The 26,126-nt window shown below is 71.3% G+C and carries 20 protein-coding genes; 10 read left to right on the top strand and 10 right to left on the bottom strand.

All coding sequences use genetic code 11. The annotated features are described in order from the left end of the window. Window positions 1-27: 27 nt before the first annotated feature. From BUR99_RS07050 to BUR99_RS07060, 3 genes are all read right to left on the bottom strand, one after another. Complete coding sequence (locus BUR99_RS07050) at window positions 28-669, bottom strand: DNA alkylation repair protein (RefSeq protein ID WP_074260259.1); 642 nt, start codon at window positions 667-669, stop codon at window positions 28-30. Between the two features lie 112 nt (window positions 670-781). Further along, window positions 782-1,306 carry a tetratricopeptide repeat protein gene (locus BUR99_RS07055; RefSeq protein WP_074259688.1) on the bottom strand — a complete coding sequence of 175 codons (525 nt, stop codon included), beginning with the start codon at window positions 1,304-1,306 and terminating at the stop codon, window positions 782-784. 122 nt (window positions 1,307-1,428) lie between these two features. Beyond that, window positions 1,429-3,024, bottom strand: coding sequence for an AMP-binding protein (locus BUR99_RS07060; RefSeq protein WP_074259689.1), 1,596 nt, complete (start codon window positions 3,022-3,024; stop codon window positions 1,429-1,431). A 119-nt stretch (window positions 3,025-3,143) separates the two neighbouring features. On the opposite strand from BUR99_RS07060, the gene BUR99_RS07065 reads away from it, so the two are divergent. The 3 genes from BUR99_RS07065 (at window position 3,144) to BUR99_RS07075 (ending at window position 10,907) form a co-directional block, all read left to right on the top strand. Beyond that, the gene (locus BUR99_RS07065; RefSeq protein ID WP_074259690.1) at window positions 3,144-3,593 is read left to right on the top strand and encodes a Fur family transcriptional regulator; all 450 of its coding nucleotides are present in this window, start codon (window positions 3,144-3,146) and stop codon (window positions 3,591-3,593) included. Between the two features lie 163 nt (window positions 3,594-3,756). After that, a complete protein-coding gene (locus tag BUR99_RS07070) occupies window positions 3,757-5,232 on the top strand; it encodes a catalase (RefSeq protein WP_074259691.1) in 1,476 nt (491 codons plus the stop codon). Between the two features lie 485 nt (window positions 5,233-5,717). Next, window positions 5,718-10,907, top strand: coding sequence for a family 78 glycoside hydrolase catalytic domain (locus BUR99_RS07075; protein WP_200802700.1), 5,190 nt, complete (start codon window positions 5,718-5,720; stop codon window positions 10,905-10,907). 116 nt (window positions 10,908-11,023) lie between these two features. On the opposite strand, the gene BUR99_RS07080 is transcribed toward BUR99_RS07075, so the two are convergent. Both BUR99_RS07080 and BUR99_RS07085 read right to left on the bottom strand, forming a co-directional pair. After that, window positions 11,024-12,703 (bottom strand): glycerol-3-phosphate dehydrogenase/oxidase, encoded by a 1,680-nt coding sequence (locus tag BUR99_RS07080; RefSeq protein WP_234980778.1) that lies wholly within the window; start codon window positions 12,701-12,703, stop codon window positions 11,024-11,026. Beyond that, window positions 12,670-13,266 (bottom strand): TetR/AcrR family transcriptional regulator, encoded by a 597-nt coding sequence (locus tag BUR99_RS07085; RefSeq protein ID WP_074259693.1) that lies wholly within the window; start codon window positions 13,264-13,266, stop codon window positions 12,670-12,672. The genes BUR99_RS07080 and BUR99_RS07085 overlap by 34 nt, the downstream gene beginning before the upstream one ends. A gap of 20 nt (window positions 13,267-13,286) precedes the next feature. Here BUR99_RS07085 and BUR99_RS07090 point away from each other — a divergent pair, with 20 nt between their 5' ends. The 5 genes from BUR99_RS07090 (at window position 13,287) to BUR99_RS07110 (ending at window position 19,796) form a co-directional block, all read left to right on the top strand. Next, window positions 13,287-14,933 (top strand): FAD-binding oxidoreductase, encoded by a 1,647-nt coding sequence (locus tag BUR99_RS07090; protein ID WP_234980779.1) that lies wholly within the window; start codon window positions 13,287-13,289, stop codon window positions 14,931-14,933. Window position 14,934: 1 nt separating this feature from the next. After that, window positions 14,935-15,939 (top strand): diacylglycerol kinase, encoded by a 1,005-nt coding sequence (locus tag BUR99_RS07095; protein ID WP_074259694.1) that lies wholly within the window; start codon window positions 14,935-14,937, stop codon window positions 15,937-15,939. Then, window positions 15,936-17,582: a GMC oxidoreductase gene (locus BUR99_RS07100; RefSeq protein ID WP_074259695.1), complete on the top strand. Its 1,647-nt coding sequence runs from the start codon at window positions 15,936-15,938 to the stop codon at window positions 17,580-17,582. The genes BUR99_RS07095 and BUR99_RS07100 overlap by 4 nt, the downstream gene beginning before the upstream one ends. 50 nt (window positions 17,583-17,632) lie before the next feature. Then, window positions 17,633-18,352: a flavodoxin family protein gene (locus tag BUR99_RS07105; protein ID WP_074259696.1), complete on the top strand. Its 720-nt coding sequence runs from the start codon at window positions 17,633-17,635 to the stop codon at window positions 18,350-18,352. A 295-nt stretch (window positions 18,353-18,647) separates the two neighbouring features. After that, the gene (locus BUR99_RS07110; RefSeq protein ID WP_074259697.1) at window positions 18,648-19,796 is read left to right on the top strand and encodes a M14 family zinc carboxypeptidase; all 1,149 of its coding nucleotides are present in this window, start codon (window positions 18,648-18,650) and stop codon (window positions 19,794-19,796) included. A 96-nt stretch (window positions 19,797-19,892) separates the two neighbouring features. Here the strand turns inward: BUR99_RS07110 and purQ are convergent, their stop codons facing one another. The 3 genes from purQ to BUR99_RS07125 form a co-directional block, all read right to left on the bottom strand. Continuing rightward, window positions 19,893-20,591, bottom strand: a complete 699-nt coding sequence (gene purQ, locus BUR99_RS07115) for a phosphoribosylformylglycinamidine synthase subunit PurQ (RefSeq protein ID WP_074259698.1) — start codon at window positions 20,589-20,591, stop codon at window positions 19,893-19,895. Between the two features lie 11 nt (window positions 20,592-20,602). Beyond that, window positions 20,603-20,935 carry a phosphoribosylformylglycinamidine synthase subunit PurS gene (gene purS / locus BUR99_RS07120; protein WP_074259699.1) on the bottom strand — a complete coding sequence of 111 codons (333 nt, stop codon included), beginning with the start codon at window positions 20,933-20,935 and terminating at the stop codon, window positions 20,603-20,605. Between the two features lie 170 nt (window positions 20,936-21,105). After that, on the bottom strand, window positions 21,106-21,534 hold the full coding sequence (locus BUR99_RS07125; RefSeq protein WP_143231526.1) for a hypothetical protein: 429 nt from the start codon (window positions 21,532-21,534) through the stop codon (window positions 21,106-21,108). Window positions 21,535-21,744: 210 nt separating this feature from the next. On the opposite strand from BUR99_RS07125, the gene BUR99_RS07130 reads away from it, so the two are divergent. Together BUR99_RS07130 and BUR99_RS07135 are read left to right on the top strand one after the other, a co-directional pair. Next, window positions 21,745-22,332: a PadR family transcriptional regulator gene (locus tag BUR99_RS07130; RefSeq protein ID WP_074259701.1), complete on the top strand. Its 588-nt coding sequence runs from the start codon at window positions 21,745-21,747 to the stop codon at window positions 22,330-22,332. Between the two features lie 18 nt (window positions 22,333-22,350). Continuing rightward, entirely contained in the window at window positions 22,351-23,907 is a 1,557-nt protein-coding gene (locus tag BUR99_RS07135) for a DHA2 family efflux MFS transporter permease subunit (RefSeq protein ID WP_074259702.1), read from the top strand. 3 nt (window positions 23,908-23,910) lie between these two features. On the opposite strand, the gene BUR99_RS07140 is transcribed toward BUR99_RS07135, so the two are convergent. Continuing rightward, window positions 23,911-25,170 (bottom strand): kynureninase, encoded by a 1,260-nt coding sequence (locus BUR99_RS07140; RefSeq protein WP_074259703.1) that lies wholly within the window; start codon window positions 25,168-25,170, stop codon window positions 23,911-23,913. Next, entirely contained in the window at window positions 25,167-26,111 is a 945-nt protein-coding gene (locus BUR99_RS07145; protein WP_234980780.1) for an amidohydrolase family protein, read from the bottom strand. Before BUR99_RS07145 ends, BUR99_RS07140 begins: the two co-directional genes overlap by 4 nt. Window positions 26,112-26,126: the final 15 nt, after the last annotated feature.

Consider the following 26,126-nt stretch of genomic DNA (forward strand, 5'->3'; position numbering starts at 1 on the left):
TTCCCGCCGCCCGTCCGTGCCCCCGATTCAGCGAGTCTGCCGGCGGACGATCTCGTTGATCCAGATCGGCGCGAACGGCGAGGTGCAGTTCGGCGGCGTCGGGTAGTCCTTCAGCACCTCGAGGCGCTCGCCGATCTCGAGCGCGCGGGCGCGGTACTCGGGGTGGTGGATGCCGATGTTCGCGAGGGTCTCGTTCATGGCCCACTGCAGGCGATCGGGCGCCTGCTTCATGTGCGCCTCGATGAGGTCGAGCAGCCCGGGCAGGTCGAGCCCCTCGGGCGACTTCGCCACGCGGGTGGTCGTGAGCGCCCACCCGGCGCTCGCGACGATGGGGTCGGCGTCGTCGAACCACGCGACGCGGAGCTCTTCGACATGCGGGTTCTTCTTGACGATGTAGTTGACGAGCCAGTCGTGCACCTTGGGCACGCGGGCCTCACGGAGCATGGCGTCGAGCTCGGCCGCGGTGTACTGCTTCGGCCGGCTGATCAGCAGCGCAACGAGGCGCGCCGGGGTGTCGCCCGTCGCCCAGAGTTCACGGGCGAGTTCGGGCTGCGTGCCGACCCGCTTGGCCACGGCGCGCAGCTTCGCGAGGTTCACGCCGTGGTCGTCGCCGTGGCGCTCGTTCACCGCCCGCACCTTGGGGTCTTCGAGCGCGGCGAGGTCGGCCATGACCTGACCGACGGTGGCCTGCGGTGCTGCTGTCGTCGTCACTCGGCCTCCTCTGCGCTGCGTTGTGCTGCACGATCCAGCCTACGTCGACCGGCTGCGAGCGACGCGGCGGTCAGGCCGTGGTGCGTGCCTCATCGAGCCCCAGCAGGTACCCGGCGTTTCCGCGCAGCGCCGCCTCGTAGCGCAGCACGTCGGGGGTGCGCACCGCGTCGGCGGCGAAGGCGAGCAGCTCGCCGACCGCGGCATCGCTGCGGCCCGCTGCGTGCAGCCCGAGCGCGTGGAACAGGCGCACGGACTCGGAGTCGGGGTACTCGGCGAGCGCCCGGTCGAGCGCCGCGAGCGAGTCGTCCATGCGCCCGAGGATGCGGAGCGTGCTGCCGTACTGCAGCAGGCAGCGGCGCAGCGGATCGCCCCCGAGGCCCGAGCCCAGCGCCCGCTCGTAGTAGCCGAGCGCCGTCTCCTCCTCGCCGGCGGTGTCGTACGAGCCGCCGACCTCGTAGAGCACGTAGGGGTCGCCGGGGTGGTCGGCGAGCACGGCGAGGAACTCGTCGATGGTCGGCTGCATGTTCGCGCGGTCGCGGCGCTCGAAGATCTCGCGCAGCGTCGCGTCGAGCTCGGAGGAGAGGGTGGCGGTCATCGCTCCATCATCGCGGTCGTCGGGGACATCCGCTGTTCGGGACATCGCGGTGGTCGGGCGAGCGCGCGAGCGAGCGGATGCCGCGCGCCCACCGCAGCACGAGGCATCCGCTCGCTCACGGCTCAGGCGGTGGCCGCCTGCTCGCGTGCCCGCAGGTCTTTCCGCAGGATCTTGCCGGCGCTCGACTTCGGGATCACCTCGATGAACTCGACGACGCGCACCTTCTCGTGCGGTGCGACGTGCGCGGTGACGTGCGCCATGACCGCGTCGGCGTCGAGCTCGGCACCGGGCTGCACCACGACGAAGGCCTTCGGCACCTCTTGGCCGTCGGCGTCGAGCACGCCGATGACGGCCGCGTCGGCGATCGCCGGGTGTCCGAGCAGCACGGCCTCGAGCACGGCCGGCGCCACCTGGTAGCCCTTGTACTTGATGAGCTCCTTGAGGCGATCGACGATGCGGTAGACGCCGTCGGCGGTCACCGTGGCGATGTCGCCCGTGTGCAGCCAGCCGTCGTCGTCGAGCATCTCGGCGGTCGCCGCGGCGTTGCCGAGGTAGCCCTGCATCACCTGCGGGCCGCGGATCAAGAGCTCGCCCGGCTCGCTCGTGCCGCCGCCGGCCGGCGTCTCGACGTCGACGCCCGTCTCGACGTCGACGAGGCGCGCCTCGGTGTTCGGCACCAGGAAGCCGATGGACGAGCGGTCGAGGTCGTCGCGGTCGGTCGGGATCACGTGCGTGACGGGGCTCGTCTCGGTCATGCCGTAGCCCTGGGCGACCGTGCAGCCGATGCGGGAGGCGACGAGCTCGGCGAGGGCGCCGTCGAGCGGAGCCGCGCCCGAGAAGACGACCCGCACGCTCGACAGGTCGTACTGGTCGACGAGCGGATGCTTCGCGAGCGCCACCGCGATCGGCGGCGCGATGAACACCCAGGTCGCCCGGTGCTCGCTGATGATGCGGAGGAACTCGACGAGGTCGAACCTCGGCATCGTCACGAGTGCGGCCCTGAGCTTGAGGGCGTAGTTCAAGAGGGCCGTCATGCCGTAGATGTGGAAGAACGGCAGCACCGCGAGCACGCGGTCGTCGGGCACGAGGCCGATGGAGCCTCGCGCCTGCTCGATGTTCGCGACGAGGTTCGCGTGCGTGAGCATGACCCCCTTCGGGCGCCCGGTGGTGCCCGACGAGTAGGGGAGCACGGCGAGATGCGTCGCCGGGTCGAACGAGACCTCGGGTGCCGGATGCCCCTCGCCGAGCAGGTCGCGCAGCGACGGGTGGCCCTCGGCTCCGTCGAGCACCACGAGGTGGTCGTCGGCGATGCCGAGGCGTGCCGCCGCGGCCTTCGCGCCCGGGAGGAGCGGGGACACCGTGAAGAACCAGGTGGCACCGGCATCCGTCAACTGGTTGGCGATCTCGTCGGGCGTGTAGAGGGAGTTGATCGTGGTCGCGGTGGCGCCCGAGCGCAGGATGCCGTGGAAGACCGTGGCGAATGCGGGCACGTTGGGGCAGAGCAGCGCGACGACGTCGCCGACGCCGACGCCGCGGGCCGCGAGCGCGCCGGCGAGGAGTCCGATCTGGCCGACCAGCTGGCGGTAGCTCGTCTCGGCGCCGCTGGCGCCGTCGATGAGCGCCACCCGATCGAGCTCGGCGTCGGTGAGGTCGCCGAAGAGGAACTCGTAGATCGAGGTGTCGGGAACCGTGAGGTCGGGGTAGGTGCTCCTGGCCATGCTGAGATCTCCTTCGATCTGCGGGTGCAAGCCATCATGCGGCATTCGCGCGGTCGGGGGAAGAGTCGAGTCGTGCTCGGTTGTTTTGATAAGATCAATACAACTGTTAGGTTCGAGGCATGAGCTCGATTGCCGCCGACGAACGCGAACAGGCCGCTGCCCGCCTGCGCGCCGCGGGGCTCAAGGTCACCGAGTCGCGTCTCGCGGTCTTCGGCACGTTCCACGCGGGCGAGCACCTCGACGCCGACGACGTCTACACCCGCGTCGCCGTGGCGCTGCCGACGACGTCCCGCCAGGCCGTCTACGGCGTGCTCGGCGCGCTCGCCGAGGCCGGGCTGCTCCGCAAGATCGAGCCGGCCGGTTCGCCGGCGCTCTACGAGACCCGCGTCGGCGACAACCACCACCACCTCGTCTGCACGGGGTGCGGCAAGGTCTTGGATGTCGGCTGCGTCGTCGGCGAGGCCGCATGCCTCACGCCGAGCGAGACCCACGGCTTCCGCATCGCCACCGCGGAGGTCACCTTCTGGGGCCTCTGCCCCGAGTGCAGTGCGAGCGGCGCGCTGAGCTGAGCCGAAGCCGGTCGCACCGGCACACCCTCGCACCTGAAGTCGACACCCCTACCCCGCGCCGGGTCGATCCGGCGCGCCCCGAAACTCGGGCGCTTCCCTACCTGCGCCCCGTCGGCCCCAGGGCCGGCGACCCCAGAGAAAGAAACGAAGAGAGAAGGACGCCATGTCTGAACCCACCACGACGACGACGCAGACCGGAACCCCGGTCGCCAGCGACGCCCACTCCCTCACGATCGGCGCCGACGGCGCGACGGTGCTGCACGACCGCTACCTCGTCGAGAAGCTCGCCCAGTTCAACCGCGAACGCATCCCGGAGCGCATCGTGCACGCGAAGGGCGGCGGCGCGTTCGGCAGCTTCGAAGTGACCGCGGATGTCTCGGCCTACACGCGTGCCGCGGTGTTCCAGCCCGGCTCGACCGTCGAGACGCTGCTGCGCTTCTCGAGCGTCGCCGGTGAGCAGGGCTCGCCCGACACCTGGCGCGACGTGCGCGGCTTCTCGCTGAAGTTCTACACGACCGAGGGCAACTACGACATCGTCGGCAACAACACGCCCGTGTTCTTCATCCGCGACGCGATCAAGTTCCCCGACTTCATCCACTCGCAGAAGCGCCTGCCGGGGTCGGGCCTCCGCGACGCCGACATGCAGTGGGACTTCTGGACCCTCTCGCCCGAGTCGGCCCACCAGGTCACGTACCTCATGGGCGACCGCGGCCTGCCGAAGTCGTGGCGCGAGATGCACGGCTTCGGTTCGCACACCTACCAGTGGATCAACGCCGAGGGTGACAGGTTCTGGGTGAAGTACCACTTCCGCTCGCAGCAGGGCGACCTGCACCTCGACGCGGAGAGCGCCGAGGCGATCGCCGGTGCCGACGCCGACTACTACCGCCGCGACCTGCACGAGGCGATCGAGGCCGGCGACCACCCGAAGTGGGACCTGCACGTGCAGGTCATGCCCTACGACGACGCGAAGACGTACCGGTTCAACCCGTTCGACCTCACCAAGGTGTGGCCGCACGCGGACTACCCGCTGATCCCGGTCGGCACGCTCACCCTCGACCGCAACCCGCAGAACTTCTTCGCCGAGATCGAGCAGGCTGCGTTCTCGCCCGCGAACACCGTTCCCGGCATCGCGATCAGCCCCGACAAGATGCTGATGGCGCGCGTGTTCAGCTACCCCGACGCGCAGCGCTACCGCGTGGGCACGAACTACAACCAGATTCCGGTGAACGCGCCGCACGCGGCATCCGTCGCCAACTACTCGCAGGACGGCGCCCAGCGCCACGGGTTCAACGCGCCGACCACGCCGGTCTACGCACCGAACTCGTTCGGCGGCCCGGTGGCGTCGGCTGAGGCGGCCGCCGAGGGCGGCTGGGAGAGCGACGGCGAGCTCGTGCGCGCCGCGTACACGCTGCGCTCCGACGACAGCGACTTCGGCCAGGCCGGCACGCTCTACCGCGAGGTCTACTCGCCCGAGGCGAAGCTGCGCCTGCAGGCGACCCTCGCCGGCCAGGCGGCGTCGATCACGATCGACGAGATCCGCGAGCGGTTCTTCCAGTACTGGACGAACGTCGACGCCGACCTCGGCGCCGCGCTGCGGGCTGCGCACGCGACGGCTGCCGCCGACGGCGCCGGGGCGTAGTCGATTCACGCCCGAACGGGCCCGGATGCCGCGCGGCATCCGGGCCCGTTCGCGTGTTCGCGCTGTTCGCGTGCTTTGCGCTGCCCTCGTGTTCGCGCTGCTCGCGCTGCCCGCCCGGTTCGCGTGCGTGCGTGTTCGCGCGGCCCGCGCTGCCCGCCCGGTTCGCGTGCTCGCGTATTTGCGCTGCTCGCAGTTCGTCGAGATGACACAACCTGTCGGTACGCGCGGGCGAGAAGCGACGATTCGCGTCATCTCGACTGCTGATCCGGCGTCTCCTCGGCGCCCCGCGCGCGGAATCGCGCGCGCGAATACCGGGAGAGCGGGCGCCCCGGACGAACCGCACGCTCTCGTCCCCGGGGTTGCGGCAGGCGTGCCGGATGGCGGACCCCGGTTCGCCGACTCGGGGTTGACCGGGCGTTCACGAGCTGGATAGGCTCCTGACTGTTCGCTGCAAAATGAATCGTTTCATCAAAGAGGAGAAACGCGTGCGACCCTACTTCCGCAGTGCCGCTGCCGGTGTGCTCATCGCCGGTACGGTCTTCGCAACAGTGCTCACCGCACCACCGGCTCCGGCCGTCGCGGCGTCACGTCACACCGATCGAGTCGCCGTCGGGGCGCTCGAGGCCAACTCGGCCGCCGACCCGATCGGGATCCCGCTCACCGCCCCGAGGCTGAGCTGGCAGCTCACCTCGACCAGTCGAGGCGCGATGCAATCCGCATACCAGGTGCGTGTCGCGTCGAGCGAGCGCAATCTGGAGCGTCCCGACGTCTGGGACAGCGGCAAGGTCGCATCGGATGCCTCGGTCGACGTGCCGTTCGGCGGCCCCGACCTCGAGGGGGCGACGGAGTACGCCTGGCAGGTGCGCGTGTGGGATGCACGCGGTCAGGCCTCGGAGTGGAGCGACGCCGCGACCTTCGAGACCGCCCTCGCCTCGACCGATGACTGGGCGGGTGCCGAGTGGATCGGCGCCGACGCGTCGATCCCGGAGGAATGGACCGACTACACCCTGACGTTCACGGCGTCGAAGATCTCCGGCGCGCTCGGCGTGTACTTCCGCGGCAGCGACAGCGGCAACGCGGACATGTGGCAGCTGAGCCAGAGCGAGCGCTCGCTTCGCCCGCACGTGAAGACCAACGGAGGCTTCGCGGTGCTCCCGGCGACGCCCTTCCCCGCCGGCTTCGACTTCGCCGCCGAGCACGAGTACTCCATCACCGTCGACGGCACGACCGTCGTGACGAAGGTCGACGGCGAGGTGCTCGACACGCGCACCGTCACGGCGAACACCGCGCCGGGGCTCGTCGGCTTCCGCACGAACGGGGCCGAGACCGGGCTCGTCTCCGAGGTGAAGGTCACGTCCGAGTCCGGCGAGGTGCTGGTCGACACGACATTCCCTGCCGGCGACCGCACCTTCACCTCGGGCACGGTGCAGGACGGCAAGCTCCTCGTGGCCGGCAACACCGAGCCGTGGTTCGCCTTCGGCGCCGACGTGCCGTTGCTCCGCACGGAGTTCGACGTCGAGAAGCAGGTCGAGTCGGCGCGCATCTACGCCGCAGCGCGCGGCGTGTACGAGCTGCAGCTCAACGGCGAGCCCGTCGGCGACCAGCAGCTGGCCCCCGGGTGGACCGACTACAACACCCGCATCCAGTACCAGAGCTACGACGTCACCGAACAGCTCGAAGCCGGCGACAACGCGTTCGGCGCCGAGGTGGCCAACGGCTGGTACGCCGGCAACGTCGCGATGTTCGGCGACTCGGTCTACGGCAGCGACACCTCCCTGATCGCCCAGCTCCGCATCCGGTACACCGACGGCTCGGAAGAGCTCGTCGCCACCGACGACGGCTGGCGCACGACGAACGGCGCGACGACCTCGGCCGACCTGCTCGACGGCGAGACGTACGACGCCCGCCGCGCCGCAGCGCTGGGAGCCTGGTCGGAGGCCGGCTATGACGACGGCGAGTGGTCGAAGGTCGTGGTGCGGCCTTCCGCCACCGCGAAGCTCGAGCCGCAGATCGACCCGCCGGTGCGCGTCACCCAGGAGCTGCAGGCCACCGAACTCGCGAGCCCGGCCGACGGCGTGCACGTCTACGACCTCGGCCAGAACATGGTCGGCCACGCGCGGGTGACGCTGAAGGGCGAGGCCGGACAGACGGCCCGCATCCGCGTCGCCGAGGTGCTGAACTCCGACGGCACCCTCTACACGGCCAACTTCCGCGGAGCGAAGGCGACCGACTATTACACCTTCGCGGGAGACGGCGCCGAGACGTGGGAGCCGAACTTCACCTTCCACGGATTCCGCTACGTCGAGATCACGGGGGTCGACGAGGCCCCCTCGGCCGAAGACATCACCGGCGTCGTGGTCGGCACCGACAACATCTCCACCGGCGCGCTCGAGACCTCCTCGCCGCTCGTCAACCAGCTGCAGAGCAACATCGTGTGGGGTCAGCGCGGCAACTTCCTGTCGATCCCGACCGATACCCCGGCCCGCGACGAGCGCATGGGCTGGACGGGCGACATCAACGTGTTCGCGAACACCGCGAACTACAACATGGACTCGCAGCTCTTCCTGACCAAGTGGCTCCAGGACCTGCGCGACACCCAGAGCGCCGACGGCGCCTTCCCCGGCGTCGCCCCGGTCGTGCCCGGCAGGTTCGACGGCGGCTACGGTCGAGCCGGATGGGCCGACGCCGGCGTGCACGTGCCCTACTCGCTCTGGCAGGCCTACGGCGACACGCAGATCCTCGTCGACAGCTACGACTCGATGAAGCGGTACGTCGACTACCTCGACGCCACCTCCACCGACCACATCCGCAACGTCGGCGGCTACAACGACTGGCTGAACCTCGACGACGACACCCCGGCGACGGTCATCGACACCGCGTTCGTCGCGAAGGGCACCCGCGAGTTCGCCGAGATAGCGGCGGCGCTCGGTCGTGACGACGACGCGCAGCTCTACATGGAGCGCTACGAGGCGATCAAGGCGGCATTCGGCGCGGCATTCGTCAGCGCGGACGGCACGGTGCGGGGCGACTCGCAGACGGCCTACATCCTGACGATCACGAACGACCTGATCCCGGCAGGGCTCGAGGACCAGGTCGCTGCGCAGTTCGTCGAGACGCTCGAGCGGCGGAACAACCACCTGTCGACCGGCTTCCTCGGCGTCGACGGGCTGCTGCCGGCGCTCACGGAGATCGGGCGCACCGACATCGCCTACACACTGCTGCAGAACACCGACTACCCCTCGTGGGGCTACGAGATCGGCAAGGGCGCGACCACGATCTGGGAGCGCTGGAACTCGATCATGCCCGACGGCACCTTCGGGCCCGTCGAGATGAACTCGTTCAACCACTACGCCTACGGTGCGGTCGGCGAATGGATGTACCGCACGATGGCGGGCATCTCCGCGCTCGAACCCGGCTACCGCAAGGTGCTCATCGCACCCGAGACGGGCGCCGGTATCGACCACGTCGCCTCCTCGGTCGACACGCCGTACGGCGAGGTCGCATCGTCGTGGCGCACGGATGCCTCGGGCGCGATGCAGCTCGACGTCACCGTTCCCGCGAACACGACCGCCGAGATCCGCATCCCGACGACGAGTCGCTGGGCGATCACGGAGGGCGGCAAGCCCGCGGCATCCGTGAAGGGCATCGAGTTCGTGCGGTACGCCGACGGCGACGCCGTGTTCGCGGTGGGCTCCGGCGAGTACGCGTTCGCGCAGAACGTGACGCTCGGCCACCTCGGCGACACCCGTGACGCGGCGTCGGCGACCGAGGTCCAGGTGGCGGCGCTGCACAAGGACGGCGCGCTGACGAAGTCGCAGGCGAAGGCCCTCGACGACCTGGCCGACACGTTCGACGACCGGGCCGACAAGGCCTGGGACGCCTTCGTCGACGGCAAGAAGGGCCTGGAGCGCGACGTGCGCACCGCGGTCGCCGCGCACAAGACGCTGAGCTCGATGCAGGCGATCACCGCCTACCTCGATCGGGAGGTCGGGCGCGGAACGCTCGCGGTCGAGACCGCCGACTCGCTCCGGGCGATCCTCGCTCCGGCAGCCGAGAAGCTGGCCGCCGCGTGCGCGACGCTCGCCGGTGCGTCGGTCTCGCTGACCACGCCTGCCGAAGGGAGCTTCCCGGGAGACGCGGCGCGCGCCGAGATCGTCGTCGACGTCAGCGGCAAGAAGAAGCTGAGCGACGTCGAGGCCGAACTGACGTCGGCAGACGGGTGGAAGGTCACCGCGGTGCGAGCCGACGGCGCCAGGAAGTACACGCCAGGTTCGTCGACGACGTTCGCGTTCGATATCGCGATCCCCGCCGATGCGGCACCGGGAGGCTACGGCCTCGACGGCACCCTCAGCTACCGCTACGACGGCACCGAGGTGACGCTGCCGTTGGCGGCGCAGCTCACGGTCGCGGCGCCCGTGACGGTGGGGGCCGTCACGGTCGAGCCCGCGGCCGCTCACCCCGGTGACGTCGTGGCGGTCTCGGTCGAGCTCGTGAACCGCACGGCCGACGTGCGCTCCGGTTCGGTCCGGGTGACCGGGCCCGAGGGCTGGGGCGAGGTCGAGGTTCCGTTCGAGGCGGGCGCTGAGGCATCCGCTCGTTCGACCGTCGAGGTCGCCGTTCCCCACACGGTGACCGCGGGAGCCGCCGTGCTCACCGCGGCCGTCGGCTCGTCGGCCGAGGAGCGCGGCACGGCCTCGCTCGCGGTCGAGCTCTCGAGCACGCCGGCCGTCGTCGTCGACCACGTCGACCTCGGCCTCGCGGCCTCCGAGCAGGCGCACGGGCTGACCGCGTCCGAGCACTCGGGCACGTCGCCCGAGGCCGGGCTCACCCGCCGGTACACCCACACCTCCTACCCGGGCGGCTGGTTCGAGTTCGACGTCGCGGTTCCGGCCGGCGAACCGTTCGTGGTGCGCGCGGTCGAGACGTTCGACGCGGCGCGGCAGAAGACCTACGACATCTCCGCCGACGGCGAGACGGTGCTCGGGCAGCGCTACACCCGGACCGAGGGCGGCGCCGGCACGATGACCTACCAGTTCGTCGTCGACGACTCGGAGGCCACGGCCGACGGCACGGTGCGACTGCGGTTCCAGGATGTGGACGGCGCGTACGACCCGTCGATCGCCGACGTGTGGATCCTGCCGCTCGCCGGCGGCCTCGACGCGGCCGAGAACGTGCTGGCCGGATCGGCCGTCACGGCGCGCACGAGCCTGCAGGCCGCTCCGGGCTGGGGCACGGCGAACCTCGTCGACGGCAAGCGCGAGAGCCTCGCCGGCGGCGCGAAGGGGTACACCTCAGATGGCCCCGACCGGTCGCAGACGGGGGTCGACCAGTGGCTGGCCTTCGACCTCGGAGCGCCGAAGTCGTTCGACACGGTCGTGCTCTACCCGAGGACGGCGACCGCCGACGACAAGGCCGCCGACGGCACCGACGGGGCGCACTTCCCGAAGTCGTTCGCGGTACAGGTCAGCGATGACGGCACCACGTGGACGACGGTGCACGAGGTGTCCGGGCAGGCCGACCCGGGCCCGAGGCCGCAGACCTACGGCTTCGACGCCGTGCAGGCGCAGTACCTGCGGGTGCTCGTCACCGAGCTCGGACGTCCGACCGCGGAGGAGGGGCGCATCGGGTTCTACCGGCTGCAACTCGCCGAGGTGCAGGCGTTCGACCTGCCGTAGTCGAGAGACGCGGAACGGGCGGCCCGATCGGGCCGCCCGTTCTGCGCGTCCGGGGTGCATGGGCGTCGAAACGACACGACTCGTCGGGAGGTGCGGGCGAGCAGCGGCACGTCGCGTCATCTCGACTGCTGGGCCAACGCCTCCTCGACGATCTCGGCGACCGCCGTGTGCGCCCGCTCGCGGTCGGAGGCGACGAGGCCGATGCGGGTGCGCCGGTCGAGCACGTCGTCGACATCGAGCGCCCCTTCGGCGAGCACCGCGAACTCGATCTCGGCGCGCGTGACGTCGAGGTCGGGTGCGACGCGCTCGGCGGGGTCGGTGCAGCGGGCGAGGTCGAGCACAGCGGATGCCTCGGCGCCGAAGCGGGCGACGAGGGACGCAGGCAGCTCGGGGCGGGTGGTCGCGTGGGCCGGCGAGTCCGCCGGCGTGGTCGCGCCGGTCGCGCCGGTCGCCACCGGAACCGCCGAGCCGGGCGCTCCCACCAGGGCGAGTGTCGCAGTGCGGCAGCCGGGGTCGGCGAGGCCGGCGTGCCGGCACGCGAGGTCGACCGCGTCACGGGCCATCGCCCGGTAGGTCGTGAGCTTGCCGCCGAGCACGTTGAGCAGGCCCGCCTCCGAGACGGCGACGTGGTGCCGGCGGGAGATGTCGGCGGTCGAGCCGTCGCCACCCGTGTCGATGAGCGGGCGGAGCCCGGCGAAGGCGCCGAGCACGTCGTCTCGGCCGAGGGGGCGTTCGAGGGCCGCCGACACGGTGCGCAGCAGGAAGTCGATCTCGGCGTCCTGCGGCTGCGGCACGTCGGGCACCGGCCCCGGAGCCTCCTCGTCGGTGAGGCCGACGACGACTCGACCGAGCTGCTGCGGCAGCGCGAAGACGAAGCGACTGATCGAGCCCGGATGCGGCACGGTGAGTGCGGCGGTCGGGTGGCCGAGCGCGGCGGCGTCGAGCACGAGGTGGGTGCCCCGACTCGGGCGCATGCGGATGCCGGGGTCGAGCTCACCCGCCCAGACTCCGGCGGCGTTCACGACGACCCGGGCGCGCACGCGCAGCGAGCCGCCGCCGATCGTGTCGACGAGCGTCGCGCCGTCGGCATCCGCGTTCGAGATGCGAACTCGGGTGAGCACCGTCGCACCGTATGCGGCTGCGGTGCGGGCGAGCGCCACGACGAGGCGGGCGTCGTCGACGAGTTGGCCGTCGTGCGAGAGCACCCCGCCGCGCAGGCCCTCGCGGCGCAGGGCGGGGGCGAGTCGCAGCGCCTCGTCGCGGCCGATGCGGCGCGGGTGCGCCAGCACATCGCCGGGCGTGCGCGCGAGCATGCGCAGCCCGTCGCCCATGCCCATGCCGAGGCCGCCGAACACGCGCTGCTTCGTCGAGACGGAGGGCACGAACGGCAGTAGCTGGGGGAGGCTCCGCACGAGGTGCGGCGCGACGCGCGTCATCAGGATGTGCCGCTCCGCGGCGCTCTCGCGGGCGACGGCGACGTCACCGGTCGCGAGGTAGCGCAGCCCGCCGTGCACGAGCTTCGAGCTCCAGCGGCTGGTGCCGAACGCGAGGTCGTGCGCCTCGGCGAGCACCACCGAGAGTCCGCGGCTCGCGGCGTCGAGCGCCACGCCGGCGCCCGTGACGCCACCGCCGATAACAAGCAGGTCGACCGGCTCGCTGCGCGCGGCGAGTGCGTCGAGGTCCCGGGCTCGGCGGGCGGCGTTCAGCGCAGGGGAGTGCGCCGCAGGGCTCGGCTGCTCCCGCGCACCGGTGCCCTTCGGGTTCAGGGGCGGAGATGTCCGTCGAGTGCGTGCCAAAGTTCGCTGCTCCAATGCGGCTCGTCGATGAGGGCGGAGACGGTGTTGTGAGAGAGGATCGCCGACTGGGCGATGAGCAGGAGCATGACCGCGAGATCGCCCGGCGCGCCGGCGCGCACCGAGCCGCCCTGCTGGGCGAGTTCGATCGCGGTGGAGAGCCACTGCAGGATGACGCGCTGGCTCTGGCCGATGCGCTGCAACGTGTACCGGGTGAAGACCTCGGGCTCGCGCTCGAGCAGGCGTCCGTAGAGGGGGTCGGTGCGGAACAGCTCGGAGAAGCGCATCACGTCGCGCACGAGGTCGCTCCGCGAACGGGCGGGTTCGGGGAACTGCTCGATGAGCGACACCGTGGCGCGGAGCAGTGCCGCGCGCACGATCTCGTCGGCGCTGGCCCAGCGGCGGTACACGGTGGGCCGACTGACCCCGGCGTTGCGCGCGACCTCGGCGACCGTGACCCCGCCGACTCCGCGCGCGGCGATGAGTTCCACCGCGGCGTCGAGCATGCGCGTCTCGGCCTCGTCCCAGACGGGCCGGTCGAGCAGGACTGCTTGACGATCTTCCATGATGTGTCACACTGTAACGCATGGTCGACGGAGACACCTCACCCACTGCCGCAAGCGTCGGCGACGAGACATCCACCCCGATGCGGTGGAACGGCTGGGGCGACCCGGCGAAGGCGAAGGAGCTGCCGCTCGCAGTGCGGGCGCTGCTGCCGGTCATGCTCGGGCGCACGCCGAAGCCCGATGCCGCTGTCGCCCTCGACGAGGTCGAGCTCGCGCCGTCGGCGCTCGACGGCGCGGACCGGGCCGCGCTCGCCGCGATCGTCGGCGACGCGCACGTCGCGAGCGACGACGACGTGCGCATCCGTCACTCCGGTGGGCGCTCGACGCCCGACCTGCTCCGCCGTCGCGCGCGTCGACAGGATGCCCCCGACGCGGTCGTCTCGCCGGCCGACCACGCCCAGGTCGTCGAGGTGCTGCGACTGGCGGGCGAGCGCGGCATCGCCGTCGTGCCGTTCGGCGGCGGCACGAGTGTCGTGGGCGGACTCGACCCCGAACGCGGCACGCACCGCGCGGTGATCGCCCTCGAACTGCGCCGGCTCACCGGGCTCGTCTCCCTCGACGAGACGAGCGGCGAGGCGGCGCTGCGGGCCGGCACCACCGGGCCCGAGGCCGAGCGGCTGCTCGGCGAGCACGGGTTCGAGCTCGGGCACTTCCCGCAGAGCTTCCGCTACGCGACCATCGGCGGCTTCGCCGCCGCGCGCTCCTCCGGCCAGAACTCGGCCGGCAACGGCCGCTTCGACGCGATGGTCACGGGCCTGCGCGTCGCGACCCCGACCGGTGAGCTCGAGCTCGGTCGTGCGCCGGGATCGGCCGCCGGCCCCGACCTCCTGCGGCTCTTCCTCGGCTCCGAGGGGGCGTTCGGCGTCATCACCGAGGTGCGGGTGCGCGTGCACCGTGCACCGGAGGCGCGGCTGGCCGAGGCCTGGACCTTCCCCGACTTCGCGGCAGGCGCCGATGCCCTGCGCCGGGTCGCACAGCTCGGCACCGGCCCGACCGTCATCCGCCTCTCGGACGAGGCGGAGACGGGCGTCTCCCTCGCTCAGGTCGGCCGCATCGGCAAGGCGCTCGCGAAGGGCGCGAGCGCGGTCACGATCTTCGAGGGCGACGCCGAGCTCGCCGCCGAGCGGCAGGCCCGCACGGCGCAGGTGCTGCGCGAGTCGGGCGGCGTCTCGGCCGGCACCGCGCCCGCCGAGGAGTGGGTGCACGGGCGGTTCAACGCGCCGTACCTCCGTGACGCCCTGCTCGATCACGGGGTCTTCTGCGAGACCCTCGAGACCGCGACCACCTGGGCGAACCTCGAGCGGCTGAAGCGTGAGGTCACCGCCGCGATCACCGACGGCTTCGCCGAGCAGCGTGCCAAGTCGCTCGTGCTCTGCCACGTGTCGCACATCTACCCGACCGGTGCCGCGCTCTACTTCACGATCCTCGCGGGGGTGAAGGGCGACCAGCTCGCCGCCTGGGAGCCCGTGAAGGCCTCGGTGAACGACGCGCTCATGTCGGGTGGCGGCACCATCAGCCACCACCACGGCGTCGGGCGCGACCACGCCCCGTGGCTCGAACGCGAGATCGGTCCGGTTGGGCTGCGGATCCTCCGCGCCGTGAAGGCGGAGCTCGACCCTGCCGGTGTGATGAACCCCGGCGCGCTCCTCGAGCCCGGGAGCAACTGACATGACCGGGCACATCGCCGTGCTCGTGAACCCCAGCTCGGGTCGCGGTCGCGGCGCCGCCGCGGCAGCCCGGGCCGTCGAACGCCTCGAGGCGCTCACCGACGAGGTGCGCGTGTTCGCAGGCGACTCGGTCGACGACTCCCGGCGGCTCGCACGCGAGGCCGTCGCGGGCGCGCCGCGCGCGCTCGTGGTCGTCGGCGGCGACGGCACCCTCTCGTCGGTGCTCGACGCCGTCGTGGGTTCCGGCGTGCCGATCGCACTCGTGCCCGCGGGCACGGGCAACGACCTCGCGCGCGCCCTCGGCCTGCCGTTCGAGGCATCCGACGCCGCTTCGGCCGCCGCCGAGCTCGCCCTGAACGGCACGCCCCGCCCGATCGACGTCGGCGAGGTGGAGTCGGCGGCGGGCATCGCGCGCTTCCTGACCGTCGCCGCGCTCGGCTTCGACGCGCACGTCAGCGAGCGCACCAATCGGCTGAAGTGGCCGCGCGGGCGAGTCCGCTACTACCTGGCGATCCTCATCGAGGTCGCCCGGCTGCGCCCGATGCCGTTCGCCGTCGCGTTCGACGGCGGTGCGATGCAGTCCATGCCCGGCACCCTCATCGCCGTGGGCTCCACGCGCAGCTACGGTGGCGGCATGCCGGTGTGCCCCGACGCCGACCCCGCCGACGGCCTGCTCGACGTCACGCACGTCGCACCGCTCGGGCGTGCGAAGCTCGTGCGCCTCTTCCCGCTGCTGCTGCGCGGCACGCATGGCGAACGACCCGAGGTGACGACGGTGCGGGCGACGCACGTCGAGGTCGACGCGCCGGGCCTCGTGGTCTATGCCGACGGCGAGCGGGTGGGCGCCGGGCGGGCGCGCATCCGGGTGGTGCCCGGTGCGCTCACGATGCTCGTGCCCGCTACGGTCGGCGCGGCCGATGAGCATGACGGGTACGGCGAGGCCGGCGCCGGCGCCGGCGCCGGCGCCGGCGCCGAGACCGAGTCCGGTGGGGAGGTCGCGGCATGACCGGCTTCGACCACGACGTCGTCATCGTCGGCTCGGGCTTCGGCGGCTCCGTCGCGGCGCTGCGCCTCGCCTCGAAGGGCTACCGCGTGCACGTCTACGAGGCGGGTCGCCGCTTCGCAGACGCCGACTTCGCGAAGACCTCGTGGGATGTGCGGCGCTATCTGTGGGCGCCGGCGATCGGATGCTTCGGGGTGCAGCGCATCCACAAGCTGCCGCACGTCATGGTGCTGGCCGGCGCCGGCGTCGGCGGCGGATCGCTGAACTACGCGAACACGCTGTACGAACCCGGCCCGTCGTTCTTCGAGGACCGGCAATGGCGCGGCCTCGCCGACTGGCAGGCCGAGCTCGCCCCGCACTACACGACGGCGAAGCGCATGCTCGGCGTCGTGCCCCAGTACCCGCACTTCGGGCCGGTCGAGCAGATCATGGAGGATGCCGCGAACGACCTCGGCGTCGGAGCGACGTTCCGACGGGCACCCGTCGGCGTCTGGTTCGGCCGCCCGGGCGAGACGGTGCCCGACCCGTTCTTCGGCGGCGAGGGTCCCGACCGCACCGGGTGCACGCTGTGCGGCAACTGCATGGTCGGCTGCCGGGTCGGCGCGAAGAACACGCTCGCGAAGAACTACCTCGCGCTCGCCGAACGACTCGGCACGACGATCGAGCCGCTCCGCACCGTCGTCGAGGTGCGCGAGCGCCCCGGCGGCGGCTTCACGGTCACGACGGTGCGGAGCGGCGCATGGTTCGGTCGCGATCGCCGCGCGGTGAGCGCGGAGCAGGTGGTGTTCGCCGCCGGCACCTGGGGCACGCAGCAGCTGCTGCACCGCATGAAAGACTCGGGCGCGCTGCCCGGCCTGTCCGACGCGCTCGGCCGCCTCACCCGCACGAACTCCGAGGCGCTCGACGGCGCGGTCGCGGTCTCGGTGCCCGAGGAGCTCGGCCTCGCGAGCGGCGTGGCCATCACCACCTCGTTCCACGTCGATGAGCGCACCCACGTCGAGAACGTGCGGTACGGCCCGGGGTCGAATCTCATGGGTGCGCTCGCGACGGGCCTCGTGCCCGGCGGTCGCCCCCTCCTCGGACGGCTCGGCGCGTTGATCGGCGGGGCGCTGCGGCATCCGATCACGACCCTGCGTCTGACCTCGCTGCGGCGCTGGAGCGAACGCGGCATCATCGCGCTCGTCATGCAGACGGCCGACAACTCGCTCACCCTCTCGCTCCGACGCCGCTTCGGGCGAACGGTGCTCACGAGCGCCCAGGGCGAGGGCGAGCCGAACCCGAGCCACCTGCCTGGTGCGCACCTCGCGGCCCAGGCGATCGCCGCTCGCATGCAGGCGGCGGGCGGTGTGCCCGTCGAGGCGCGCGGCTCGTGGCCCGAGGTGTTCGGCATCCCCCTGACCGCGCACTTCCTCGGCGGCGCCGTCGTCTCAGGGACTCCCGAGCGGGGCGTCGTCGACCCGTACCACCGCGTGTGGGGCCACCCGGGGCTGCACGTCGTCGACGGTGCCGCGATGCCGGCGAACCCGGGCGTGAATCCGTCGCTCACGATCACCGCCATGGCCGAGCGCGCCCTGTCGTACTGGCCGCGCCGGAGCGCCGCGGATCAGCGGCCCACGCAGGAGGAACTGCTCGACCGACGCGGCTGAGGCACTCGCAGCCCTGTCGGTCGATCCGACCCGCGAGTAGCATCTGCGCCATGGCCGAGCTGCCGGATTTCTCAGACCTGCGAGCGCTCTACGTCAACTGCACGCTGAAGCGAAGTCCCGAACCGAGCCACACCCAGGGCCTCATGGACGCGAGCATCGCCCTCATGCGCGAGCGCGACGTGCACGTCGACGAGCTGCGGTTCGTCGACCTCGAGGTCGCGACCGGGGTCTACCCCGACATGCGCGAGCACGGCTGGGCGACGGATGCCTGGCCCGATGAGGTGTGGCCGCTCGTCGAAGCAGCCGACATCCTCGTCGTCGGCGGTCCGATCTGGCTCGGCGACAACTCCTCGATCACCAAGCGGCTCGTCGAGCGGCTCTACTCGATGAGCGGAGAGTTCAACGATCGCGGCCAATACGTCTACTACGGCAAGGTCGGCGGCGCGATCATCACGGGCAACGAAGACGGCATCAAGCACTGCGCGATGAACCTGCTCTACAGCCTGCAGCACATCGGCTACGCGATTCCGCCGGGTGCCGATGCCGGCTGGATCGGCGAGGCGGGGCCCGGACCGAGCTACCTCGACCCCGGTTCCGGCGGGCCCGAGAACGACTTCACCAATCGCAACACGACGTTCATGACGTACAACCTGCTGCACCTCGCGCGGCTGCTGAAGGACGCGGGCGGCTTTCCGGTCGGCGGCAACCTGCGCGCCGAGTGGGACGGTGGCGACCACTCCGGCTTCGAGGCGAATCCCGAGTACCGCTGACCGCGCGTACCGCGGACCCCGCGTACCGCTGACCCCGCGGACCACCGAGTCCGGGTGCCGCTGGGGCCGGGTCCGCTCGCGGGGCGCAGCGTACTCGGTCGGGGTGATGCCCGAAGGGGTCCGTGCCAAGCAGGGACGAACGGGTGCAGATCGTTCAACAATCCGGACACCCGTCTCTTGAATCGTTATAGCAGCGATCCCTAGGCTGCCCATACGTCCTGGGGGGAATGGTCGTACCGACTCCCTTGGATTCGTGTCGCATACGCGCCATGCCTATCTCGAAGAGGAGAAGCACATGACCAACGGCTCGAAGTCCCACTCACGCAACCGACGCTCGATCACGCTCGCCGCCACGGCAGCGCTCGCGCTCGCCGCCCCGCTCGCCGCGGGTTCTCCCGCCCTCGCCGACGCGAACTTCCCGTCGCCGAACGGCAACACCAACACCGCCAGCATCGTCGACTACGCCGACTTGGTCGCCCAGCTCGAGCAGCTCGAGAACACCTCGCGCTTCGGTCTCGACGCCTTCACGCTCGCCGAGGCGGGCACTGCGGTGAACACCTCCGAGACGGGTCGCGACCTCTACGTCGCGACCGTGGGCAGCGGCCCCGAGGCGGTCTGGCTGCAGGGCCGCATCCACGGCAACGAGCCCTACGGCACCGAGTCGCTCCTCGCCGTGCTGAAGGAGCTCGGGACCAACGGCTCGCCCGAGTGGAAGCTGCTGCGCGAGAGCTACACCTTCCACGTCATCCCGATGTACAACCCCGACGGCTCGGAGCTGAACATCCGCCACACCGTGCTGCAGGACGGCACCGCGAAGCGGATCGATCTCAACCGCGACTGGGGCGTTGGCAAATTCGAGGCCGTCGAGTCGGAGGCCTACTACGAGTACTGGACGATGGTCGACCCGGCGTTCGCCATCGATGTCCACCACCAGGGCCTCAAGACCGAGCGCGGCGACGGCGACGAGGTCACCCTGTCGCTCGGTGTCTCGCTGGCTCCGGGTGGACCGACGCTCCCCGGTGTCCAGGGCGGTGCCTACGACGTGCTCACACGCCAGATGCAGGTGCACGTCTACGACGAGCTCTCGAAGTACGGGTACATCAACATCGACCGTTACGACGTCGGCCGCGGCATCGAGATCGACATCAAGGGGGGCGTGGTCTCGGCGATGATGCTCGGGCTCAACCACGACGGGCTGAACCCCGAGGGGCACAGCAACCCGGCGATCTTCTTCGAGACGAGCGGCAACACGAGCGACGGCAGCCTCGGCCAGAAGGCGCGCGGCAAGTCGATCAAGCAGAACGTGCTCGCGCTGCAGGAACTGCTCGTCGGCATGGCGACCGGTGAGGTGCAGCAGGAGGACCCGGCCCGTTGGGACGAGATCCCGCACGCGCCGGTCACCGGCTACCAGACCGACACGGGCGTCATCCCCGCGTCCTTCTGAGGCGCCGTTCTCTCAGAGGCACGATGACATGGCGGTGGCCGGTCCCGAGTTCCGGGGCCGGCCACCGTTTTCGATCACCAGGCGACTGCTCGCGGCCTACGCGTCGACGAGTGCGCGCTTGACGATGCTCGTGAAAAAGCCGAGCCCGTCGACACCTGAACGCATCGCGGCGGCGGTGTCGGGGCCGAAGCCGGGCTCGACCGCGTGCTCGGGGTGCGGCATGAGACCGACGACGTTGCCGCGGGCGTTCGAGATGCCCGCGATGTCGCGGAGCGAGCCGTTGGGGTTCACGTCGACGTAGCGGAAGACCACGCGGCCCTCGCCCTCGAGCCGGTCGAGCGTGTCGTCGTCGGCGATGAAGCCGCCCTCGCCGTTCTTCAGCGGGATGGTGATCTGCTGGCCGGCCTCGAAGTCAGCGGTCCAGTCGGTCGACGAGTTCTCGACGGTGAGCACCTGGTCGCGGCAGATGAACGAGCCGTGGTCGTTGCGGATGAGCCCGCCCTCGAGGAGACCGGCCTCGGTCAGCATCTGGAAGCCGTTGCAGATGCCGAGCACCGGCATGCCGGAGTTCGCCGCGGAGACGACCTCGGTCATGATCGGGCTGAGCGAGGCGATCGCGCCGCAGCGCAGGTAGTCGCCGTAGCTGAAGCCGCCGGGCAGGATGAGCGCGTCGACGCCCTCGAGGTCGTGAGAGCCGTGCCAGAGGGCGACGGGCTCGGCCCCGGCGAGGCGCACCGCGCGCTGCGCGTCGCGGTCGTCGAGCGAGCCGGGGAAGGTGATGACACCGATGCGCATGGCGAGCCCGCTCAGTGCGTTTCGCCGGCGGGGGCGCCGAAGCCGTCGGCGGTGACGGATGCCGCGTCGGACGCCTCTTCGGCGAGCTCGGCGTTCGTCACCTCGTAGTGGATGCCGACGACGTCTTCGATCACGCCGTTCGAGAGGATCTCCTCGGCGATCTCCTGCACCTGGGCGCGCAGCGCGTCGTCGACGGGTCCGTCGACGGTCAGTTCGAATCGCTTGCCGATGCGCACGCCGCTGAACCCGGTGCGTCCGGTGCGGGCGAGGGCGCCGGCGACGGCCTTCCCCTGGGGGTCGAGCAGTTCGGCTTTGGGCATCACGTCGACGACGATGGTGGGCACCGCGGTTCTCCGTCCGGTGTCGAAAATGTGGATGCGTCGATTCTACCGGGGCGCGGAGGTGTCGAAGCATCCGTCGCCCCTCGGTGTGCGGGAGCGCACCGCGGCGGTCCGGTCGCGTCGCGCGCGACCGGACCGTCCGGTCCTCGTCGGCCCTGTCCGCGTGCCGTGCGTCAGCGCCGGGTGACGGCCTTGACGAGCAGGCCGACGGCGACGACCACCGCGGCACCCACGGCGATGACGAGGGCCGGATTCTCCCGATACCGTGCCTTCACGTATGCGACGCCGTCGTCGGCGACCTCCCGCGCGCCTGCGACGGCGGCGCTCGCCTGCGCGGCGACGGCGTCGACGGTGTCGGCTGCGGTGTCGCGGGCATCGTTCAGCACGTCGGCCACGGTGTCGGATGCCTGCCCGGCTGCTCGGGCCGTGGCGTCCCCGAGCCGATCGGCGCCCGTCTTCACTGCTCGCGTCGCGTCTGCCGCACCGTCGCTCACTGCGTCGGCGACGTGATCTGCGTAGTCGCGCGCGGTCTCGGTCGCTTGGTTCGCCGTGTTCTTCACGGCGGCCGTGACGTCATTCTGAGTGCGATCCGTGTCGGCCATCATTGGCTCCCTTCGCCGGGTGATCGGGTCATCTCATCGGATGATCGAGTCATCGTACGCTCGCGGACCGTGAAGGGCCCGGATCGGCCGTCGGGCTTGCCACGGCCCCGTCGGGGTGCTATCGGGGTCGTCGAGGGGAAGTTGCGCCGGACGCATTCCACGCGTATTATTCCGGGCGGAATAACTCGACTGAATCCGATGGGAGCGCGGATGCCGCAGCTCAACCCGCTCGCCTTCTCGGCGCTCGGCATGCTGATCGACGCGCCCATGCATCCGTACGAGATGTACCAGCTCATGCTGGTGCGCAGGGAGGACCGGGTCGTCAAGGTGAGCGCAGGCTCGCTCTACCGCGCGGTCGAGCGCCTCGCTCGCGACGGGCTGATCGTCGAGAGCGCGACCGAGCGCATGGGCAACCGGCCCGAGCGCACCGTCTACACCGTGACGGATGCCGGGCGCGATGCGTTCGACGAGAGTCTCGAGGAGATGCTCAGCCGGAGCGTCAACGAGTTCCCCGAATTCCCGCTCGCCATCGGCGAGGCGCACAACCTGCCGGCCGAGCGGGTCGTCGAACTGCTCGGCGCCCGCCTCGACGCCATCCGCGACGACATCGCCTGGTACGACACGGCGATGGTGCGCATCGCCGCCAAGGGCAAGCCGAAGCACGTCGTGCTGAACGTCTACTACAGCAGGGCGATGCTCGCAGCCGAGGCCGACTGGCTCGCAGCGACCATCGACGAACTCCGCTCCGGCGAACTCGAGTGGCCGTCCGGCCGCCCGAGCGCCACACCCCAGACCTGACCCGTTCCGGAGGAACACATGCAGACCGAACGCAAGCCATGGCCCGCCCTCTGGGCGCTCGTCATCGGCTTCTTCATGATCCTGGTCGACTCGACCATCGTCTCGATCGCGAACCCCGCCATCATGCGCGACCTCGGCACCGACCTCACCGCGGTGCTGTGGGTGACGTCCGCCTACCTGCTGGCGTACGCCGTGCCGCTGCTCATCACGGGCCGCCTCGGCGACCGCTTCGGCCCGAAGAACGTGTACCTCGTCGGCCTCGCCGTCTTCACGCTCTCCTCGCTCTGGTGCGGCCTGTCCGACGACATCACCATGCTCATCGTCGCCCGCGTCGTGCAGGGGCTCGGCGCCGCGCTGATGACCCCGCAGACGATGGCGGTCATCACGCGCATCTTCCCGCCGCAGCAGCGCGGGGCGGCGATGGGCCTCTGGGGAGCCGTCGCCGGTGTCGCGACGCTCGTCGGCCCGATCCTCGGCGGTCTCCTGGTCGACTCGCTCGGCTGGGAGTGGATCTTCATCGTCAACGTGCCCGTCGGCGTCGTCGCGTTCATCCTCGCGGTGCGGCTCGTGCCCAAGCTCGAGACGCACCAGCACTCGTTCGACTGGCTCGGCGTGGTGCTGAGCGCGGTCGGCATGTTCCTCGTGATCTTCGGCATCCAGGAGGGCGCGACCTACGACTGGGGCACCATCACCGGACCGATCACCGTCTGGGGCCTGATCATCACTGGCCTCGTGGTGCTCGTCGCCTTCGTGGTCTGGCAGCGCTTCAACCGCAAGGAGCCGCTGCTGCCGCTCGACCTCTTCACAGACCGCAACTTCGCCCTGTCGAACGCCGCGATCACCTTCGTCGGCTTCGCCATCGTCGCCATGCCGCTGCCGCTCGCGTTCTACTACCAGGTCGCCCGTGGCCTCGAACCGACGCAGGCCGCGCTCATGCTCGTGCCGATGGCGGTCGTCTCGGGCGTCATGGCGCCGTTCATCGGTCGCTTGACCGACCACGTCGACCCGAAGTGGATCGCGTTCGCCGGCTTCACCATCACCGCCGCCGGCCTCGCCGCCATGTCGCTGCTCATCACGCCGGATGTCGACCTCTGGGTACTGCTCATCCCGGCCGCGTTCCTCGGCCTCGGCATGTCGGGTATCTGGGCGCCGCTCGCATCGACCGCGACGCGCAACCTGCCGCCGCAGCAGGCGGGTGCCGGCTCGGGCGTCTACAACATGACCCGGCAGTTCGGCTCGGTGTTCGGTGCCGCGGCGATCACGGCGCTCATGAACGGCCGGCTCGAGGCGAACCTCCCCGGGTTCGTCGAGGCCGGCGGCGAGCAGTCGACCACGGCGGGCCAGGCGCTGCCGCCGCAGATCGCCGGCGGATTCACCGATGCGATGTCCCAGTCGCTGTGGCTGCCCGTCATCGGGTTCGCGATCGGCGCCGTGCTGGTGCTGTTCTTCGCCAAGCCCAAGGTCACGGTCGACTGGGAGCAGCAGGGCGCTGCGGCGCGGACGGATGCCGCGACGGGCACTGCGGCTGTGACGGAGGCCCCGACGCCGGCCTCGACGCCCGAGCGCGCCGGGTAGACGTCAGGCCAGCCCGGCGCGCTCCGTGAGCACCGTGACCAGGGTGTCGCGCGTGGCGGCGAGCCCGCGGTACACCTCCTCGAAGCTCGTCGACAGCGGCGAGAGGCCGATGCGGAGCCCGCCCGGATCGCGGTAGTCGGGGATCACGTCCTGCTGCCAGAGCCGTGCGGTGACCTCGCGCATCGCGTCGTGGTGCAGGGTGACGTGCCCGCCGCGCTCCTCGGGGTCGGCCGGGGAGGCGAGGGTCACGCCGAGCGGGGCGAGCCAGTCGTCGGCGAGGGTGATCGCGAACTCGGTGAGCGCGATCGACTTCTCGCGCAGCGCCGGCATGCCGGCCTCCTCGATCATCGCGAGCGTCTCCTCCATGGCGAGCATGCCGACGATGGGCGCCGTGCCGGAGAGGAAGCGGCGGATGTCGGGCACGGGCTCGTACTCGGGGCCCATCGCGAACATGTCGGTCGTGCCCCACCAGCCCTGGATCGGCTGCGCGATCGCCGCCTGCAGGTCGTCGCGCACGTAGGCGAACGCGGGGGAGCCCGGGCCGCCGTTCAAGTACTTGTAGGTGCAGCCGACGGCGAGGTCGAAGCCCCAGAGATCGGCCTTCACGGGCACCGAGCCGGCCGAGTGGCAGAGGTCCCAGAGGATGAGGGCGCCCGCGTCGTGCGCGATGCGGGTGAGCTCGGGGGCATCCGCCAGATAGGCCGAGCGGTAGGCGACGTGCGAGATGACGACGAGCGCGGTCTCGGGGCCGGCCACCTCGGCGAGCTGTTCGGGCGAGACGCCGGCGGAGGTGTCGACCTCGATCCAGCGCAGGCGCATGTCCCGTTCGCGGGCGATGCCCTCGAGCACGTAGCGGTCGGTCGGGAAGTTGTCGGTGTCGACGACGATCTCGCGCCGCGCGGGGTCGCGGGCGACCTGTGCGTCGACGGCCGCGCGGGCGAGCTTGTACAGCAGCACGGTGGTCGAGTCGCCGATGATCGTCTGCCCGGCCTTCGCCTCGATGACGGCGCGGCCGATGCGGTCGCCGATCTCGGTGGGCAGTTGCAGCCAGGCCTCGTCCCAGCCGCGGATGAGTCGGCCGCCCCAGTCCTCGCGCAGGAACCGCTCGACGCGCTCGATCGCCGACACCGGCGGGCGGCCGAGGGAGTTGCCGTCGAAGTAGACGACGTCGGTCTCTGCGCCCGCGAAGCGCTTGCGGTAGTGCGCGAGCCCGTCGGCGCGATCCATGCGGCGGGCGAACGCGAGATGCGGGTCGTGGCTCATAGCTGCTCCAGGTCTTCGGCGGGGGAGAGGCGGGCCGAGGCCAGCCAGGCGGGGAACTCGTCGAGGGTCGCGGGCGGCTCGCCGGGTACGAAGGTCGCCACGGCGCCGTCGCCGGCCTCGTCGGGGCCGCCGGGCCACGGGTCGGTGAGGGCGTCGAGCACGGCGGATGCCCCGAGGCCCGCGCGCACGAGCAGCGCGAGTTCGGCGGGGTTCACGCCGAGCGGCTGCTCGCCGTTGCCGAGGTCGGTGCCGTAGAGCACGCGTCCGCCGGCGGCGTGGAAACGGCCGAGGTTGTCGAGCGCGATCGCGGTCTCGGGCGTCGGCTCGCCGTAGCCGGCGACGAAGAGCGTCGAGATCCAGCACTGCCCGGCGGCGACGGCCCGTGCAACGAGATCGTCGTCGAGCCGCTCGGTGAACGGCGTGTGCGCGAAGGCGTCGACGCCGGCATCGATCGCGAGTCGCGACATCCCCTCGCCCTCGACGTGGGCGACCACCGGGACTCCTGCTGCGTGCGCGCTCGCCACCACGGCGGCGAGCGTGGCGGCGTCGAGCACCGGGCCGGCCTCCCGGTTCAGCGCGACCTTGATGACGGATGCCCCGAACGCCAGCTGCTCGGCGACCGCCGTCTCGGCAGCGGTGGGCAGTGCGGCGCGCTCGTCGCCCGCCTCGACGACGATCTCGCGGGCGCTGCCGGGCGACGCCCACGCTCGGCCCACCGGGTACCCGCCCGGCGCGGTGAGGAAGCTGCCGGCGAAGGCCACCTTGGGCAGACCGTCGCGACGGGCGTGGCTCGCGATCGTGTCGAGCGGGCCGCCGAGGTCGACGACGCCCGCGAGCGCGGTGTCGCACAGGGCGTCGGGCCCGATGATCATGAGGTGCACGTGGTGGTCGATCAGCGGCGGCAGCATCGTGCCGGTCTCGCCGGGGCGCTCCGCGCTCATCGAACGCCGCACGCG

It is taken from the genome of Agromyces cerinus subsp. cerinus, assembly GCF_900142065.1.
GTDB lineage: Bacteria > Actinomycetota > Actinomycetes > Actinomycetales > Microbacteriaceae > Agromyces > Agromyces cerinus.